The organism is Paraburkholderia sp. Cpub6, assembly GCF_014201065.1.
In the GTDB taxonomy this organism is placed as follows: Bacteria; Pseudomonadota; Gammaproteobacteria; order Burkholderiales; family Burkholderiaceae; genus Paraburkholderia; species Paraburkholderia tuberum.
The window spans coordinates 1-17,057 of record NZ_JACHDM010000027.1 but is presented as its reverse complement, the minus strand read 5'-3'; the positions used below and the strand labels follow the sequence as shown (position 1 = coordinate 17,057).

The following is a 17,057-nucleotide window of genomic DNA, read 5'->3' as shown; positions in this document are numbered from 1 at the left end:
CGGACTGATCATCGGCCGGCAGGCCATTGAATTGAATATCAGGAGCATCCCGTGCCCCAATCCGCAGACCAGATTCTCGACCAGGAACTCCTGTTCCGTGAGCCCGAGTACCAGAAAATTTTCCGCGTGAAAAAGGAAAACTTCGAGTTCAATCATTCAGACGAGCAGGTCAAGCAGATCGTCGAGTGGACCAAGAGCGAAGACTACCGGCAAAAAAACTTTGCACGCGACTCGCTCACCATCAACCCGGCCAAGGCCTGCCAGCCGCTCGGCGCAGTGTACGTGGCCAACGGCTTTCACAAGACCCTCAGTTTTGTGCATGGCTCGCAGGGCTGTGTAGCGTTTTACCGCTCGCACTTCTCGCGTCACTTCAAGGAGCCGACCTCGTGCGTCAGCTCGTCGATGACCGAGGACGCGGCGGTGTTCGGCGGCATGAACAACATGATCGACGGCCTCGCAAATGCGTACAACCTGTACAAGCCCGACATGATCGCGGTCTCCACGACCTGCATGGCGGAAGTGATCGGTGACGACCTCGACGCGCTCATCAAGAACAGCAAGCAGAAGGGCAGCGTGCCGGAAGACTACGACGTGCCGTTCGCGCACACGCCGGCCTTCGTCGGCAGCCACGTGACCGGCTACGACAACGCGCTCCTCGGCATCCTCAGGCACTTCTGGGACGGCAAGGCCGGCACAGCGACGCCGCTTGAGCGTGTGCCCGACGACAGCGTCAACTTCATCGGCGGCTTCGACGGCTATGTGGTCGGCAACATGAAGGAAATTCGCCGCATCTTCGATCTGTTCGGCGTGACGGTGAACATCATCTGCGACCCATCCGAAACGTGGAATACGCCGACCGACGGCGAGTTCCGGATGTACGAAGGCGGCACGACCAAGGAGGAAGTCGAGCGCGCGTTGAACGCGAAGGCGACCTTCGTGTTCCAGGAATACTGCTGCGAAAAGACCAGCAAGTTCATTGGCGAGCATGGCCAGGAAGTGGTGGTGCTGAACTCGCCGGTTGGCGTCGCGGGCACCGATCAGTTCCTGATGGAAATCTCGCGCGTGACCGGCAAGCCGATTCCGGCGCAACTGGAGAAGGAGCGAGGCCAGCTCGTCGATGCGATGGCCGACAGCCAGGCTCACCTGCACGGCAAGCGCTTTGCACTCTACGGCGACCCGGACCAGATGCTGGGCTACACGCGGTTCCTGCTGGAACTCGGCGCCGAGCCGGCTCACGTGCTGGCGACCAACGGCAACGAAACCTGGGCAGCAAAGGTGCAGGCGCTGTTCGACGCGTCGCCCTACGGCGCCGGCTGCAAGGTGTATCCGAAACGCGATCTGTGGCACATGCGTTCACTGCTGTTTACCGAGCCGGTGGATTTCCTGATCGGCAACACCTACGGCAAATATCTGGAGCGCGATACCAAAACGCCGCTGATACGGATGGTGTTCCCGATCTTCGATCGCCACCATTACCATCGCTTCCCGACCTGGGGCTATGAAGGTGCGTTGCGGGTGCTGGTCACGCTGCTGGACGAGTTCTTCGAAGCGCTCGACGCCAACACGATCGACGTGGCGAAGACCGACTACAGCTACGACATCATTCGCTGACGAGGAGAGCGCGGCCATGGCAGACACAGCGGATGCATCGGGCGCGGCAGACGCAGTTCTGGTCAAGATGACGCAGGACGGCCATAACGTCGAGGTCATCAACGACTAGGTTTGCCTGGCCGGTGTGGGCGAGGCCGACCACCTCGTCCCGCTGCCCGAACACCGGAACCCGCAGATGATCGCCCACGTGCTGCCCGGGGGCCCGCGCATGTGGCCGGCCGGTTGCCGTTGACGCACGAGGAGATTGCGATTGCACAGGGTGCGATGTCGGCGGCTCGGCGGCAGTTCGACGCGAGCCTGGCGGGCATCGCGCCGCGGTTACCTCGCGCGGTGTGGGCGAAGATTGCGGCGGAGGGTGTCGAGTAGCGGGGCACCGCTGAAAACGAAATTGCTGCGCTGTATGTAGCTAGCTGTAGCGACTCGTTGTTGCGCGTTCGCATCGGTACTTGGCGCCGCCATCTAATATCAAAGAGTCCGTTCATGAACCAGTTCACCGATATTGATCACAAGAACCTTGACCCGGTAAGGCAGCAATTTGCATGGGAAGCGCTAGCTGCGCATTTTGATGATCGGTCCCCGGAAGAGCTCACCTCCTCGCAGCGGCAGTTTCCCCATCACACGCGCCCCGAGCTTCAACAGACGCTCTCCCGCCTGCTGACGCCGTTCGCTCCGCGCCTTCTCGGCCTCAATCAGGTTCATGAGCGGTTTCCGTTGACAATTTCCTCGCTGTTTGTGCAGAGTACCGGCCCGATGTCTACCACGGTGTCCCTTGCTCCTGTGAAATACCGGGATGTCGATGTCGGAGAAGAAACACCGGTCGCGGTACTCGACAACGGCTTGTGGCTGATCACCGATGGCGAGCTTAGAGCCGCTGTGCTGTTCGAGCAGCACATGGAAGGAATGAACACGTCTATCGCGAGCGTGGAGATTGTCAGTCTACCCAACGCGCGCGGGCTGGCCTTCGGCAGCGAGGTGTATGCGGGGCTGGAGCAGGCAATTCGCGAGTCCCGTCTGTACCGGGGCAAGGTTCTTTCCCTCGAGGTAACCGAGGATTATTCAGGCCAGCCCCGCAGCATCGTCGTGCACCGTCTGCCTGCCGTGGAGCGTCAGGACGTGATCCTGTCACCGCAAACCATGGAGCTGCTGGATCGCAATATTTTTGAATTCGCACGCACCAGAGAAGGATTAAAGATATTACGCCAGTCGTTGCAAAAGGGTGTCCTGCTGTACGGGCCGCCCGGAACGGGCAAAACCCATACGATCAAGTACCTCGCCAGCAATCTGCCAGCGCATACCACCCTTCTGATCAGCGCCAATCAAGTGGGGCAACTCGACAACTATATGCTGCTGGCCCGGTTGCTACAGCCAAGCATGGTGGTCATCGAGGACGTCGATCTGATCGGGAGACATCGCACCGAGATGCGCGGCCCGAAGGAAGAGAGTCTGCTCAACCGCTTGCTCAACGAAATGGACGGACTTCACCAGGACGCCGAGATCCTGTTCGTGCTTACCACCAACCGGCCGGAGGAAATCGAGGAGGCGCTCGCGGCCCGTCCAGGCCGGGTTGATCAGGCCATTGAAATACCGGCACCTGATGCGGATTGCCGGGCGCGCCTGCTCCGGCTCTACGGTTCGAGGATGAACATCCCGGCAGACGTCGCAGCGTTTGCAGTGGAGCGGACTGAAGGCGTCAGCGCTGCATTCATCAAGGAACTGGTGCGCCGGTTGGCCCAGCAAAGTATTGCGCGTAAGGCACAGGGCGAAGTGAGCATGGAGGATGCTGAAAACGCGTTGCAGGACATGCTGGTGCGCAGCGGATACCTGAGTCAGGCGCTCCTTGGCGGCGCACCCGCACGGGAAAAATCGCAAGTACGAATCGTGGGTGACCAGTGCTTCTGAGCGTTGCAGGGAGCGAGGGGTCCGGTCCGGAAGAATGATCGGAAAGGGCCGGCGGCCCATATGCCGCCCCTGACTCACCATTTCATCTGCTGGCTACCGGCGTGCCCGTCGAGCATTCTCACTGATTGTGGATCCTGGCCGATGTTATCCAGCCGTTCTCAGTTAACGTGACCCCGTTCTCACTTAATGTGGACCTGGACGCGCCGATATTCTCAGCCAATGTAATCCCGAAAAGGCGCTGTTATCGGGCCTTGGAGAATTATGTTATCGAGCCGCTACAGCTAGCCTGCGTGACGAACCTCAGCGAGGGAGCGGGGCATGATTTATGTAGTCGAGCAGTCTGACTCAGTGCCGCTGCGTGCGTGGTTCGCCTACGACGACTTTGAGCGCGAGGTGCCGGCGTCCGACCCGTTGAGCCTCGCGGAGATCAATGACGAGGTAACGCCGCGCGAACTGCTCGCGCTGGTCGACGACGACTGAGCCGCCCAGCGGGGCAGGCGGCGCGAATGGCGCATACACACTGGAAGAGCGTTCGGGATATGCGCGCAGGCGCGCTCGGTGCATTGCTCGAACGCGTACCGGCCGAGATCAGGCCTGAGCGCTTCGAGCGCTTGCTGGAAGTCTGTCTCTGCGACTTTGCGGCGTATCCCGGTCATGGTAGACGGACTACGCGAAAGCTCCACGGATGCGCCGCGCGCTGACTGCTTGCCTGGCGGTTCGCGAACCCTTGAGGCCGGATGCGTTGCTGGAGGCGCGCGCGAATGCGATCGCACGGGTCCTGCTCAATACTGAACGGCAAGGCAGGCAGTGAACGTGTGTTGTCGTTTTCTGTGTCGCGAACCGTCTGTCGCAAACCGTTCAAACTCGCCATGACGATGCGCGCGAGCGACTGCTTCAGCGCCAATTGGCACGTTTTCAAGGCGTTTCCCGGTGGTATGGAACTTGCCACTAGAGAAACGTCCATCCATCAGGAGCACGTCATGTCTGCTTCGCTCAATGCCCAAATCGCCGACGTTTTCGACGAGCCGGGTTGCGACAAGAATCAAGGCAAGAGCGAGAAGGAACGCAAAAGGGGCTGCACGAAGCAGCTTTTGCCGGGTTCGGCCGCAGGCGGGTGCGCGTTCGACGGCGCGAAGATCGCTTTGCAGCCGGTGGTCGACGTCGCACACCTCGTGCACGGGCCGATTGCCTGCGAAGGTAACTCCTGGGACAACCGGCACGCCGCTTCGTCCGGTTCGCAACTCTATCGCAGCGGCTTCACCACCGATATTAACGAACTCGACGTGGTGTACGGCGGCGAGAAGCGCCTGTTCAGGAGCGTGCGCGAAATCATCGAGAAATACGATCCGCCCGCAGTGTTCGTCTACCAGACCTGCGTCACTGCGCTGATCGGCGACGACATCGAGGCAGTCTGCAAGCGCGCCACCGAACAATTTGGCAAGCCGGTGATTCCGGTCATTTCCCCCGGTTTCGCCGGGCCGAAGAATCTGGGCAACAAGCTTGGCGGCGAGGCGATCCTCAACCATGTGATCGGCACGCGCGAGCCCGAGTACACGACGCCGTACGACATCAACGTCATTGGCGAATACAACCTGTCGGGCGAACTCTGGCAGACCAAGCCGCTGCTCGACGCGCTAGGCATCCGTATCCTCTCGTGCATCTCCGGTGACGGGCGCTACAACGAGATAGCAAGTTCGCATCGCGCCAAGGTCAACATGATGGTCTGCTCGAAGTCGATGATCAACATCGCGACAAAAATGCAGCGGCGCTACGGCATCCCTTACTTCGAGGGCTCGTTCTATGGGATCGGCGACATGAGCGACACGCTGCGCCATATCGCCAGCCTGCTTGTGCAGCAGGGCGCGCCGGACGATCTGCTCGAGCGGACCGAGCGCCTGATCGCCGCCGAGGAAGCGCGCGCGTGGGAGCGCATCGCGCACTACAAGGCGCGCCTTACCGGCAAGCGGGTGTTGCTCATCACCGGTGGCGTGAAGTCTTGGTCGGTGGTTTCCGCGCTGCAGGAAGCAGGGCTCGAAATCGTCGGCACCAGCGTCAAGAAGAGCACTAAGGAAGACAAGGACAAGATCAGGGAGATCATGGGCGACGACGCCCACATGATCGACGGCATGACTCCGCGGGAGATGTACGCGATGCTCAGGGACGCGCGGGCCGACATCATGCTGTCGGGTGGCCGCTCACAGTTCGTCGCACTGAAGGCCCGCATACCGTGGCTCGACATCAATCAGGAACGCCACCACCCTTATGGCGGCTACGAGGGGATCGTCGAGCTGGTGCATGAGATCGACCGCGCGATCTACAACCCGGTGTGGCAACAGGTGCGGATCCCTGCTCCGTGGGGCGACGACGGGGGAGCGCTCGGTGTGATCCAGGCGCAAGCCGCACGCCCGCTGTCGAGCGCCGCGGGGTGGGGGCGATGAGCCTCGAACCCGGTGTACCGAACTGACGCCCCCGAACTCGAGAACATGCCATGGCCGATGTCGTCGAATCTATGAAAGCCTGTGCGGTCAATCCGCTCAAGATGAGCCAGCCGCTGGGCGCGAGCCTCGCGTTCCTTGGGCTCGATGCCTGCATGCCCGTGATGCACGGCTCGCAGGGCTGCACGTCGTTCGGCCTCGTGCTGCTGGTGCGCCACTTCAGGGAGGCGATCCCGCTGCAGACGACAGCCATGGACGAAGTCACCGCGGTGCTCGGCGGCTACGAGAACATCGAGGCCGCGCTGCTCAACATCCGCAAGCGCGCTGCGCCGAAGGTCATCGCAATCTGTTCAACAGGTCTCACCGAGACCGAGGGCGACGACGTGGACGGCTATCTCGTTACCGTGCGCAAGCGCAAGCCCGAACTCAACGACACTGAGATCGTCTATGTGTCGACCCCCGACTATGTCGGCGCATTCGAAGACGGCTACCGGCATGCGATTACCGGCATCGTCAACGCGCTGGTCAAGGCGTTGCCAACGGTGGCCAATCAGGTGACGCTGCTGCCCGGCAGCCATCTGTCGCCTGGCGACATCGACGAACTGCGCGAGATCATCGAAGCGTTCGGCTTCGATGTCATCGTGCTGCCCGACATTTCCGGCTCGCTCGACGGCCATATCGCGCCGGACTGGCGCGGCACCACACTGGGCGGTACCACGCTCGCGGAGATCCGGGCCGCGGGTGCATCGGCATTTACGATCGGCGTGGGCGAGCAGACGCGCGACGGCGCCGAGGCATTGCATGCTATCGCCGGCACACCGTACGAAGTGTTCGGGCGGCTCACCGGACTGGAACCCAACGATCGTCTGCTGCAATTGCTCGCGCAGCGCTCCGGACGACCCGTTCCCGCGAAATACCGGCGTCAGCGCAGCCAATTGCTCGATGCGATGCTAGACGGCCATTTCTACACCGGAGGCATCAAGGTCGCGATCGGCGCAGAGCCCGATCTGCTGTTCGCGGTCGGCAGCATGCTGCACGAGATGGGCGCGCAGTTGCGCTGCTGCATCAGCACGACGCGATCGCGCGCGCACGCGTTGCTGCCCGCTGATCAGGTCGTGATCGGCGATCTCGAAGACATGGAGCGCGCCGCGGCGGACTGCGACCTGCTGATCACCCATTCGCACGGCAGGCAGATGGCCGAGCACCTGCAAAAGCCGCTCTTCCGGATCGGTTTTCCGGTCTTCGACCGGGTTGGAAACGCACATCGACGCTACGTCGGCTACCGCGGCACGATGAACCTGATCTTTGAGATCGCCAACCTGATGATCGAGCAGATTCCGCATCACGATCCGGGCGACTGGCCGCTGCCGCAGGCCGCTATCGATCTGGCCGCGCGCGATCCGGCGCGCGAAGCGAACATTCCTGTCGTCGCGGCCGGTGCTTGACCCACCTAAAGGAGCACACAGCATGAAGATCGCGTTCGCCACCCAGGACAGGCAGTTCGTCGATGCGCATTTTGGCTGGGCGAGGAGCATCGTCACCTACGACGTCACACCGGACGGCTACCAGTTCGTCGAGGCGTTCGATTTTGGTGACAAGCTCGAAGAGGACGGCGACGAGGACAAGCTCGCGCCCAAGCTCGAAGCCGTCAAGGATTGCGCGATCCTGTACGTCGCCGCAATCGGCGGCTCGGCCGCGGCTCGAGTGGTTGCGCTGAAGATTCACCCGATCAAGGTGCCGCGGCCCGAGTCCATCGAGGAGACTCTCGGCAAGTTGCAACGGGTGCTGAAGGGCACGCCGCCGCCGTGGCTGCGCAAGGCGCTGGCGAAGGATGGCGAACGTGTATACGACTTTGAAGACGATGAGGTATCCCATGGCTGAAACATCCGCAATTCCGTCCAAGGCCAGCGACGAAATGCTGCTGGTCGCACCGTTTGTGCAGCAGCTGGTCAGGCAGTTGCGCGCGCAGGACACCCACGGCGTGTGGGACGGAAAGACCGACCTGCAACTGCTCAAGCCGTACATCCACACGCCGGAGGAACGCCGCGCGATCCCGGTCATGGGCGACCCCGACCCCGACACGCTGTGGCGGCTCGAGCTTTTCTATAGCGCGATTGCGGTGGCGATCGAGCGTGAGACCGGCCAAATGGTTTCGCCGATGATGAAGATGAGCCACGAGGGCTTCGGCCGCATGGTGTTGATCGCGGGGCGGCTCGTTGTCGTCAACAAGCAGTTGCGCGACGTACACCGGTTCGGCTTCGCTTCGCTGGAGAAGCTCGCCCAGGCGGGCGCAAAGCTTCTCGACGAAGCGGTCGAGGTGATCCGGATGTACCCCGCCGTCGCACAGTACGGCGCCTGAAGGAATCGTGTGGGGACCGAGACGATGAGCACCGATGCCGATGAACTCAAGGCGCACCTGAAGAAACTCAACGCGCAAGCGACCCGGGCGAAGTTGGACCTGCACGACCTCTCAGAGGAACTCCCGATCAACTGGGAGAACATTCTCGCTGTCGCCCAGCGCTGCCATGACGCCCACGCCGCGCTGATGGCAGCCCGCAAGGCTGCCGCTGCGGCAGCGGCCTGAACCAGCGAAGCCATGGAGCCACATCATGAGCGACACCTTCAGCGTTACGCTGCCAAGCGGCGCCACCTGGACGCCGACGTTCGTCAACAGGCTCGACGAAGAAAAATGCATTGGTTGCGGACGTTGTTTCCGCGTCTGTCCGCGTGGCGTGTTGCAACTCGTCGGGCTTAACGAGGACGGCGCGCACGTCGCACTGGACGGCGACGACGAAGACGAAGACGACGACGAGTACGAGAAGAAGGTGATGATTATCGTGCATCGGGAACTGTGCGTCGGCTGCACCGCGTGCGCGAAGATCTGCCCGAAAAAGTGCTACACGCACGCGGCGGCCGTTCTCTGAGCGATGCCGCGATGGACGCCTATGCAACCCTGATGGCGTGTGCGGTGGATGCGGGCGATCCCACCGTGCTGGCACTGGCCGGCGTGCTATCGAGCGGGTTCGAGCACCACGGCGTCGATGTGCTGCCGATGCCCGGACTGGACGCCGACCAGACGCGCCGAATGCTCGCGCGCTGGTTCCCGGGTGCCGGCTCGGCGCTCGGTCTCACGTGCGTCTTGTCGCCCGCCACGATGCCGCGTGGCGACGAACTGGAAGACCTGGTGGCGTTGCTCAATCACCATGCCGATCCGCGCGCCGGCCCGGCAGACGAGGCGAACTGCGTGGCTCATGCATTGGCCTGCGCGAGCCTCGGGCAAAACCACCTTTGGCAAGACCTGCTTCTGCCGTCGCGGCGCGAGTTGTCCGCATTGATCAGCCACTGGTTTCCGCGGCTGGCCGCGAAGAATACGCATGACATGAAGTGGAAGAAGTTCTTCTACAAGCAACTGTGCGAGCGCGAGGGCCTGTTCATCTGCAAGGCGCCGAGTTGTGGCGTCTGTTCTGACCATGCGCTTTGCTTTAGAGCGGAGTAGGCAGCACGCGTCGGTCACCGCTTCGATTGTGTCGCGTCGCGGGTGGCCGACTTCGTGGTCGAGTCCTGCGGCGGGCTGCTGTATTACGGCGAGCGGCATGCGCATGTGCAGGCGGGCTTTCGGGCCGCCGTTGCTGTTTGACGAAGAGGGCCGCGAACCTTGGCTGATTCAACTTTGGCACGCGTTCGACGGCGTCGGTTTTCCGCCCGCGCTGCGCGCCGACTTCTGGGGCTGGGCGAAGCCGCTGTCCGAGCATCGGCTGGCGCCGCACGCGCGTCATGCCGGCCGGACGCGCTACACGAACGACGCGGTGCGTAGCTGGTTTCTCACCCCGGCAGCAGGCGAACGGTTTGCGGGCCATGTCACGAGGTGCTCTCCATGAGACCCATGCCACCTGCCGTTGCCGTAACGGTGCGATCCGAAGCGCAGCCCGTCATGAATCAGAACCGCGGCACATGCCTTCCCGACAGCAGTGCGAGCCTGTCGCTGGAGCGCGCGCGGGCACATGTCGCGAGCCTGCAGCACGAGTTGTTCGCGGTTGAGCAGGCGCTGCTCGACGACCGCGCATTGACGCGCGCATTGAGCGGGCGTCGATGGGTTTATGTGGGCGGGCGGCCAAGCATCAACGCCGTGCTGCGTGCGCTGGTGGAGGCGGCCGGAGGCGAGTTCGTTCATCACACCGGGACCATCGACGACGATAGCCGTGCCGAAGGCTTCGAGGCTTTGCTGTCAGGCGCCTACCGGGTGCTGTGCCCATTGGATCTGATCGACCCGGACTCGCTGGTCGCGCTGCGGCGATTGTGCGCGCGTCACCGCGCGCCGTGGTCCGCTTTGCGTTCGTCGAGCGTGACGAGCTTCATCGCGGGCGTGTTGCGGGCTCGGCCTGCCCAGCCGCACGGCGTGGTCGCAGCGTCGCGCTTCTGCCTGAGACATGGCTGACGTCGTCATGACTTTACGTACCGCGAGAGGTGGGCGAAAAACTTGCCTTTGACGTGGTCTTTCCACGAGAGGGCCTGCCATGTCGGACTCCGCACAACGCTACGGCCTTTTCCTCAACGTCGAGAACCCCGACGGCGACGCGCGCGATGCGCTGACTCTGCTGTTTGCCCACATCGCGACTCGTTTCCGGTGCTATCTCGGGCTGTGGGGATACCGTCGGCGGATGAGGCGCGTGCGCGAATGCACGAAGCGTTCGCGTTGATACGACATGGTGTTTTTCCTGGTCACTCGTACTGGCCATAGCTGGCATTAAGACATGAGGCGTCGACGTAACAGCGCCACCGACAGGAAGAACGGCAACACCGTGCAAATGCAGAGAGCGCCAATATGCAGGGCAACACTGCCCGCCGGGCGTCCGAGCATCGCGGGACGGATAAGGTCGACGGAATGTGCCAGCGGCAAGAAGCGCGCTACGTCGAAAAAAACGGCAGGTAGCTTACTGATCGGGAAGATCACGCCGCTCAGGAGCACCATGGGCGTAAGAACGAGCGTTTGATAGAACACGAAGTAATCGTGACTGGGTGCAAGCGCCGTGAGGATCATCGCCAGACTCGCGAAGGCGAGGCCAGTCAGGGCGATGGCAGGCAATGCATAGAGAATGGATGACCACGCTGCATAACCCAGCACGGTGGCTACCACCATGACGGCGATGCCGGCAAAAAAGGCCCTAGTGGCGGCCCATGCCAGTTCACCGAGAACGATATCGCCGAGCGTGAGCCGTGTACACAGGATCGCTTCCCACATGCGCTGAACATGCATGCGAGAGAAAGCTGCGTAAATCGTTTCGAAGGTCGCGGAGGTCATCGCGCTTGTGGCGACCATACCCGCCGCGAGAAACGCGATATAAGATGCGCCATCGACGCGACCTACCATTATCCCGAAACCAAAGCCGAGGCCGAACAGATAAATCATAGGATCGGCAAGGTTACCGAGAACCGAGACAAACGCGACTTTTTTCCATGCCAGATAGTTGTGGCGCCACACTGCAACCCAGTTCCACACGTTCGCGGGCAGGGCCGCTGCATAAAACTCTTTCATCGTTCACTCCTTCATCCCGCGCCCGGTTAACTGCAAAAAGACATCCTCGAGATTTGCTGGACGCTGTAAAAGGCGCAGCGCCGCGCGCCCGCGCAACTGTACACACACCCGTTCCGGATCGGACACATAGCAGAAGAGGGTCCCACCACTGACCTCGATACGCTGCGCGTGCGGCGCGATCAACGTGCGCAGCTCATGCGGATTGCCGCCGTGGATCTCGACCACGTGGCTCCCGATCTGTTCTTCGATCAGCACGCGAGGCCCGCCTTCGGCGATCTTTCGCCCCTCCTCCAGCACACACAGTCGGTCGCACAACCGCTCGGCCTCTTCCATGAAATGGGTGGTCAAGAGGATCGTCTTGCCGCGCGCCAACAATGAACGCAGGCTTTCCCAGATCAGGTGGCGCGCATGCGGGTCGAGACCCGTTGTAGGCTCGTCCATGACCAACAACTGCGGATCGTTGATCAGCGCGCGTGCCAACATCAGCCGCCGCTTCATGCCGCCGGATAGTTCGGTGACGCGCGCATCGACCTTGCTTTCGAGGCAAGCGAATTCGAGCAGCGACGGCACGACTGCTTCAATTTCACGTGTGCTCATGCCGAAGTAGCGCCCAAACACCAGAAGGTTCTCGCGCACGGTGAACCCGGGCTCGAGGTTGTCGAATTGCGGCACCACGCCAATGCTCATACGTGCCGAGCGAGCGCGCGCCGGCACTGGCTCCCCGAGCACGATGATCTTGCCTGCGTCGGGCGGCACCATGCCGAGAACCATACGCACCGTCGTGCTCTTGCCCGCGCCATTTGGCCCTAGCAGACCGAAGCACTCTCCAGGCGCGACGCTAAACGACAATCCGTCGACTACGATCTTGTCGCCATATGACTTCCTTACGCCGGTGAAGCTGATTGCTGCTTTGGACATGGAGATAAGAAGGGAAATTACGCACTTGTCTTAGAGAAAAAGAAGCCGTTCTGCTGCCGCGACCCCATTGAAAAAGCCTTGGTCGACAAAAGATCGTTGCTTGCCACGCAGGAGAGTTACCGACAATGGACTACCAGGATTTCGGTGAATGCACTCGCGTTGGGAAGGCGACAATCGAGCCTTTGCGTGAGACGATCGCACTCAAGCTGACCACTGCCGATGGTGGGCGGTGCTGGTTTGGCGCAATATTCGAGATCTATATCTAGGATTAACTAATTGTCATCGAATGCTTCGTCAGACGTCGCTAATGTTGAAGACTCACACGCGTGATCCTGCCGACCGTGCGGAGTCGCAGTTCTTGACGCTGAAGTCGCGTTCGGCTTTGTAGACGGATTCGGAGTATCGACCTGTTTTTCACGAACGTTCGATACGTTGCCTGCAGAGCCACGGGACAGCCAATCGCTATTGCTCAATGTACACAGCGCATAGACTTTCAGGGGGAGCAAGAGAAAGAGGTTGATGGGTGTGTGAAGAGAAAAGGCAAGAAATCGAATCTGGCGAGCGCGAACCGATGCCACGCTACAGCGGATCATGGTCCATGATGCGATTATCAGGGCAGTCCACCACGGCACTGTCGCTGTCAATGCGAGCTGCGCGAGTCCCGCTAGAACCGATAAGGCGAGAAATAGCGAGCCCAGATTCAGTCCGATCACGTCCAGCGTAAGGTAGCGATTGAGGTTAGGCAGCAGGCGCAGCGAAAGCAACGTGTCCCGATACGTACTGCGCGCCCAGCGCAGTTGTTGGCGCAGATACGCCCCCAGTCTGTCCGGAACGACTGTCGCCGCAATGGCGTCCGGAACGTACTCGGTCCGATAACCTGCCGTCAGCATGAGAATCGTTAGATGACGGTCCTCGCCGAAGTCGCTCGGTTTCCCGCGAAAAAGTTGCGTCTCGTACTGATCTAGCAGCAAAAGGAGCGCGGACCGGCGGTACATAGCACATGGACCGCAGCAGCACGTAACGGCACCGAAGCGAGCCTGTGCCGCGCGCTCTTCGTTGCAAGCCAGCCAGTACTCCATATCGATCAACCCGGTCAACCAGGTGTCGCTCCGGTTGCTGGCGGTCAACTGACCCATGGCAGCGCCGACCGCTGGATTTTGCATTTTCAATGCAAGCTTCGTGACCACGTCTGAGCCGATTATCGTGTCCGAGTCGACGTTAAGCACCAAATCTCCAAACGAGCGGCGTATCGCGGCGATCTGTGCCTTGCGCTTTCCCATATTTTGGGGAAGCGTAATGAAGTTGAATCTGGGGTCGCACGTGTACGCATCGCATACCGACCTCACGGCGTCGAGATTTGCAGAACCATCATCAACCACATACACGCGCAGTTTTCCGGCGTAGTCCTGGTTTGCAATGGACTCCAGGCATGCCGAGAGCGTGCGCGGGTCCTCGTTGAAGCAGGGAACGATGACATCCACGCCCGGCAGAGTGTCGGAGTCGACCAGGCCGTCCGACAGCGACGACACGTTTGTCGACTCAGCATAAAGCGTTTGCGTGCTTTTATAGACAGTCGAGAGCAGCGCATAAAACGAGACAACGACAGTGCTAGTTGCGGCAAGCATGTTCATAAGGTGTCCGGTTCGTCCGGTGAGGTTGAGGAAGCGATCGGATTGCAAACCCCCGGTCATGCAAATGCTGGAATCATGAGGGAAAGCGCCGTGAGGGTCTGCTCGCGCCGACCAGCGTGAGTGCATCGTCCCAACTCATCGGGAGGGCATCCGTCGTGCAAAAGCACAATTGCTGCCGGCCGGACAGAGGCCAGCACTGCGCTGACAATCGCGTCCATGCCGGGACGAGACCAGTCTCGCCCGTCGGATCAGCTTCGGCTGGTCCGCTGCGTACGCGCCGATGACGCAGAATGTTGCTGGAAACCGGAATGGCCCGAGTAAATCGAGAATATTCGGTATGAAAAAGGAATTGGTACTGTCGTCAAAGGTTAAGTAGACGTCGCTACATCCGGCGCGATCGTGGCACTCGTCACGCGCCTCGGATACGCAATTGAGGACCTTCACAGCTCTGGCCCGTTTCGTTCAATTATCGAGCCAGTTGGCCGCTCCACGGTCGATAGTCCCATCCGAAAGGCTGGGACGGGCACGGTTCTGGTAAGCTTAGGTGGCGAGTCGGGAGATACATCTAAAAATATGGTCATCATGGAGACAAGCCTAAACATTGTCGTACTACTTATAAATTTGAAGTATTCGATCAAACAACTTCGATTTCCATTTCCGCAACGATAGGCTTCAATGTGCAACACAAAAATTGATTTGTAAAATCGATTGTGTTGATGCCTTGCATCTATAGCATGGATATGTTGAGAAATGAGTTTTAAGGGTTTCGATCTATATCTGCTCGTTGCGCTCGAGCGCATAGACCAATCCGCTGGCGTTAAGGTAGCTCCGTTTTTGGAGCGACCGACGATGCCGGCTCATCGGACAACCATGCGCAAAATCAAGGAAGTACTCCGCCTGAAGTGGCCATGCGATCTCACGCACCGCCAGCGTGCAGGGCGCCCTCAGCGTCGGTCTGGGGACGATCACGCAGTATCTTCAGCTTGCCGCAGCGACAGGACTGGGCTGGGCGTCGGTCGAACATCTGGAAGAAGACGAGCTTGAGCGGCGCGTCCTGTCGCTCGCGTCGTCACCTTTGCGGTACTCGACTGCGAAGGTCATATCAGTATCTGGCCATGGTCATGCGCAGATTGCTCTGTCACAAAGGATCATTTAGACGCGACACGACAGGTAGAGCACACTTGCAATAATTATGACCGTTCCGAGTGCTACCTGGAGAGACATGACCTCCCCCCAAATCAAATAGTCGAAAATGATTGCCCATACAATGCTGAGGTAACCAAATGAGGCGACGATTGGGGTGGCGACAGTCGCGACTGCGATCGTTAGCATAAGTTGCGCTACACCTGCAGTCAGCCCAAATAGAACCATGTACCCGAAATCCCTTGGATCTGGCGTTACCCAAGCGACGGGAAGTGACACTCCGCTAACAATCGTCGCTATGATTGTGTAATAGAAGACGATTGTCGCTGGCTCGTCAGTTCGCGAGAGTCTCTTGACCTGGATGACTGAACCGGCGCTAAACATAGCACTCAGCAGAATTAGAATCATTGCGCGCAGCGACGCACCATTGGCGCTAAATGGTGAGGAGGCCACCGCGACTCCAACGAATCCGGACATCGACGCTATCGCCGTAGGTAGACGAAAACGCTCACCCAAGAACACGATGCCGAAAAAGCAGACGAAGATTGCTTCTGTCTCCTTCAGCGTTACAGCAGTTGATAAAGGCAGATATGGCACACCGGCAATGAAAAATCCTACTGCGGCAAGCCCCGTGACGGCTCTGATGAAATGACCGCCTAAGCGATAAATCGTGAGTTCCTTCCATTGAATGCGACGAGTCCCGAACACGAACGCGACGGGAATTAATCCGGATAGCATCCGAAAGAACATCATTTCGTTCGCCGGATATCTTGCCGGAATGAGCCTCGCAATCGCATTGCTTATTGCGAAGAGAAGAATCGCGTAGAACATGAACGAAATCCCGCGCAGCTTTCTAAAGCGTGTGCGAAAAAGCCGATTTTCGGCTGCCAACTTGTAGCGAGACTGCTCCGATGTCTCAAACAAATCGTGACTTATATGAGGATTCCCTAACGTAACACAATTCAAACCGACATACCGCAGAAGGCAGAATTTCGTTGTGCGCGTCATCACGAAAAGTTTTCTCATGTTGCGAAGGTCCCGCGAAAAAGGAGTGCCAGCGCGATCGCGTGTGGTAACGAAGCCCACACGGCGCATACTCGCTAACTGTCGGGGCCATTTCAGCGTGGACGGAATTGAGCCGCGTTACGGGGCGTCGCGGTTTGTCGAAATATCCCAGGTCGGATAGCTGTCTGTATGCAGCTTTCGCACCATGTCGGCCTGAGAGCTCGAAATCCCCGGTGAACGAACTTTTGGCGCATTTCGCGAAATTGCCTCGGCTGACATTGCCGACGTCGGATTCCCGACAAACGGCGCGCGGTTTGTCGCAAGCGGTGCCTTCGTGTCCCGTCCTGGCGCGCGATTGGGTCTGTCACACTTCACGACGGATGACCCAGTCGCGCAGCGTCGGCTACTACGCGACGACAATGAACGTCCCTACGTACAGCGTGGGAGGCTCTATTGGAGGTGTCCGCGGGCCTACGGCACTAGGGCGCCAAATTGAAGATCATTGAGATGTATCCGTCAGCGGAACCCGTGTTGTAAGAAGCTCGCACCAACATACCTGCGCGATCCGAGTGCCAAAACACCGTTTTGGCCTTATAACCTTTCCGCACAAATGATTGTTCAGCGGTGGTTAATACGCGTTGCCTTACAAACACGTCGAGATTCGGACATATCTAACTCAAGATGCTGGATTTGTAACGTTCGCGACATGATCTGCACTGGACGAGGAATCGCGTCTTGTTCTGCTCACCACATTAACCGGTATATGAGCCGTTTAAAGAGGTGGCCTGGCAGTCTCAAGAGTCAAGTGCAACGTTTAGCTAATCCGGCCTTCTCTAACTCTTTAGCCATTGCTTCCTCGGGGGAGTCCCAGCCGAGCGTCTG

18 protein-coding genes are annotated in these 17,057 nt (G+C 59.8%); 13 read left to right on the top strand and 5 right to left on the bottom strand.

The genetic code is table 11. The features are described from left to right. Nucleotides 1-51: 51 nt before the first annotated feature. The 13 genes from nifK (at nt 52) to HDG33_RS30340 (ending at nt 10,642) form a co-directional block, all read left to right on the top strand. Complete coding sequence (nifK, locus tag HDG33_RS30405; RefSeq protein ID WP_184038046.1) at nt 52-1,611, top strand: nitrogenase molybdenum-iron protein subunit beta; 1,560 nt, start codon at nt 52-54, stop codon at nt 1,609-1,611. Between the two features lie 480 nt (nt 1,612-2,091). Next, nucleotides 2,092-3,510: an AAA family ATPase gene (locus HDG33_RS30395; RefSeq protein ID WP_184038044.1), complete on the top strand. Its 1,419-nt coding sequence runs from the start codon at nt 2,092-2,094 to the stop codon at nt 3,508-3,510. 318 nt (nt 3,511-3,828) lie between these two features. After that, entirely contained in the window at nt 3,829-3,990 is a 162-nt protein-coding gene (locus HDG33_RS30390) for a hypothetical protein (RefSeq protein ID WP_184038220.1), read from the top strand. A gap of 500 nt (nt 3,991-4,490) precedes the next feature. Continuing rightward, complete coding sequence (nifE, locus tag HDG33_RS30385) at nt 4,491-5,948, top strand: nitrogenase iron-molybdenum cofactor biosynthesis protein NifE (protein ID WP_184038206.1); 1,458 nt, start codon at nt 4,491-4,493, stop codon at nt 5,946-5,948. A 50-nt stretch (nt 5,949-5,998) separates the two neighbouring features. Then, nucleotides 5,999-7,390: a nitrogenase iron-molybdenum cofactor biosynthesis protein NifN gene (gene nifN / locus HDG33_RS30380; protein WP_184038041.1), complete on the top strand. Its 1,392-nt coding sequence runs from the start codon at nt 5,999-6,001 to the stop codon at nt 7,388-7,390. Nucleotides 7,391-7,412: 22 nt separating this feature from the next. Continuing rightward, complete coding sequence (gene nifX / locus HDG33_RS30375) at nt 7,413-7,826, top strand: nitrogen fixation protein NifX (RefSeq protein WP_184038038.1); 414 nt, start codon at nt 7,413-7,415, stop codon at nt 7,824-7,826. Beyond that, nucleotides 7,819-8,304, top strand: a complete 486-nt coding sequence (locus tag HDG33_RS30370; RefSeq protein WP_184038035.1) for a NifX-associated nitrogen fixation protein — start codon at nt 7,819-7,821, stop codon at nt 8,302-8,304. Before nifX ends, HDG33_RS30370 begins: the two co-directional genes overlap by 8 nt. Before the next feature lie 24 nt (nt 8,305-8,328). Further along, complete coding sequence (locus HDG33_RS30365; protein ID WP_184038032.1) at nt 8,329-8,529, top strand: CCE_0567 family metalloprotein; 201 nt, start codon at nt 8,329-8,331, stop codon at nt 8,527-8,529. A 25-nt stretch (nt 8,530-8,554) separates the two neighbouring features. After that, complete coding sequence (gene fdxB / locus HDG33_RS30360) at nt 8,555-8,869, top strand: ferredoxin III, nif-specific (protein ID WP_184038030.1); 315 nt, start codon at nt 8,555-8,557, stop codon at nt 8,867-8,869. A gap of 11 nt (nt 8,870-8,880) precedes the next feature. Continuing rightward, on the top strand, nt 8,881-9,441 hold the full coding sequence (locus HDG33_RS30355; protein ID WP_184038027.1) for a nitrogen fixation protein NifQ: 561 nt from the start codon (nt 8,881-8,883) through the stop codon (nt 9,439-9,441). A 97-nt stretch (nt 9,442-9,538) separates the two neighbouring features. Beyond that, nucleotides 9,539-9,823: a hypothetical protein gene (locus tag HDG33_RS30350; RefSeq protein ID WP_311548400.1), complete on the top strand. Its 285-nt coding sequence runs from the start codon at nt 9,539-9,541 to the stop codon at nt 9,821-9,823. A gap of 53 nt (nt 9,824-9,876) precedes the next feature. Then, nucleotides 9,877-10,380 (top strand): DUF2325 domain-containing protein, encoded by a 504-nt coding sequence (locus HDG33_RS30345; RefSeq protein WP_260321323.1) that lies wholly within the window; start codon nt 9,877-9,879, stop codon nt 10,378-10,380. Nucleotides 10,381-10,459: 79 nt separating this feature from the next. Further along, nucleotides 10,460-10,642 (top strand): hypothetical protein, encoded by a 183-nt coding sequence (locus HDG33_RS30340; RefSeq protein ID WP_260330632.1) that lies wholly within the window; start codon nt 10,460-10,462, stop codon nt 10,640-10,642. Between the two features lie 47 nt (nt 10,643-10,689). Here HDG33_RS30340 and HDG33_RS30335 read toward each other — a convergent pair whose 3' ends face one another. The 5 genes from HDG33_RS30335 to HDG33_RS30315 form a co-directional block, all read right to left on the bottom strand. Next, on the bottom strand, nt 10,690-11,478 hold the full coding sequence (locus HDG33_RS30335) for an ABC transporter permease (RefSeq protein WP_184038024.1): 789 nt from the start codon (nt 11,476-11,478) through the stop codon (nt 10,690-10,692). A gap of 3 nt (nt 11,479-11,481) precedes the next feature. Then, the gene (nodI, locus tag HDG33_RS30330) at nt 11,482-12,396 is read right to left on the bottom strand and encodes a nodulation factor ABC transporter ATP-binding protein NodI (protein ID WP_184038021.1); all 915 of its coding nucleotides are present in this window, start codon (nt 12,394-12,396) and stop codon (nt 11,482-11,484) included. A 272-nt stretch (nt 12,397-12,668) separates the two neighbouring features. Continuing rightward, nucleotides 12,669-14,027, bottom strand: coding sequence for a chitooligosaccharide synthase NodC (gene nodC, locus HDG33_RS30325; protein ID WP_184038019.1), 1,359 nt, complete (start codon nt 14,025-14,027; stop codon nt 12,669-12,671). Nucleotides 14,028-14,162: 135 nt separating this feature from the next. Beyond that, entirely contained in the window at nt 14,163-14,471 is a 309-nt protein-coding gene (locus HDG33_RS38135) for a polysaccharide deacetylase family protein (protein ID WP_311548399.1), read from the bottom strand. A gap of 708 nt (nt 14,472-15,179) precedes the next feature. Next, nucleotides 15,180-16,061 (bottom strand): DMT family transporter, encoded by an 882-nt coding sequence (locus HDG33_RS30315; protein WP_260330639.1) that lies wholly within the window; start codon nt 16,059-16,061, stop codon nt 15,180-15,182. Nucleotides 16,062-17,057: the final 996 nt, after the last annotated feature.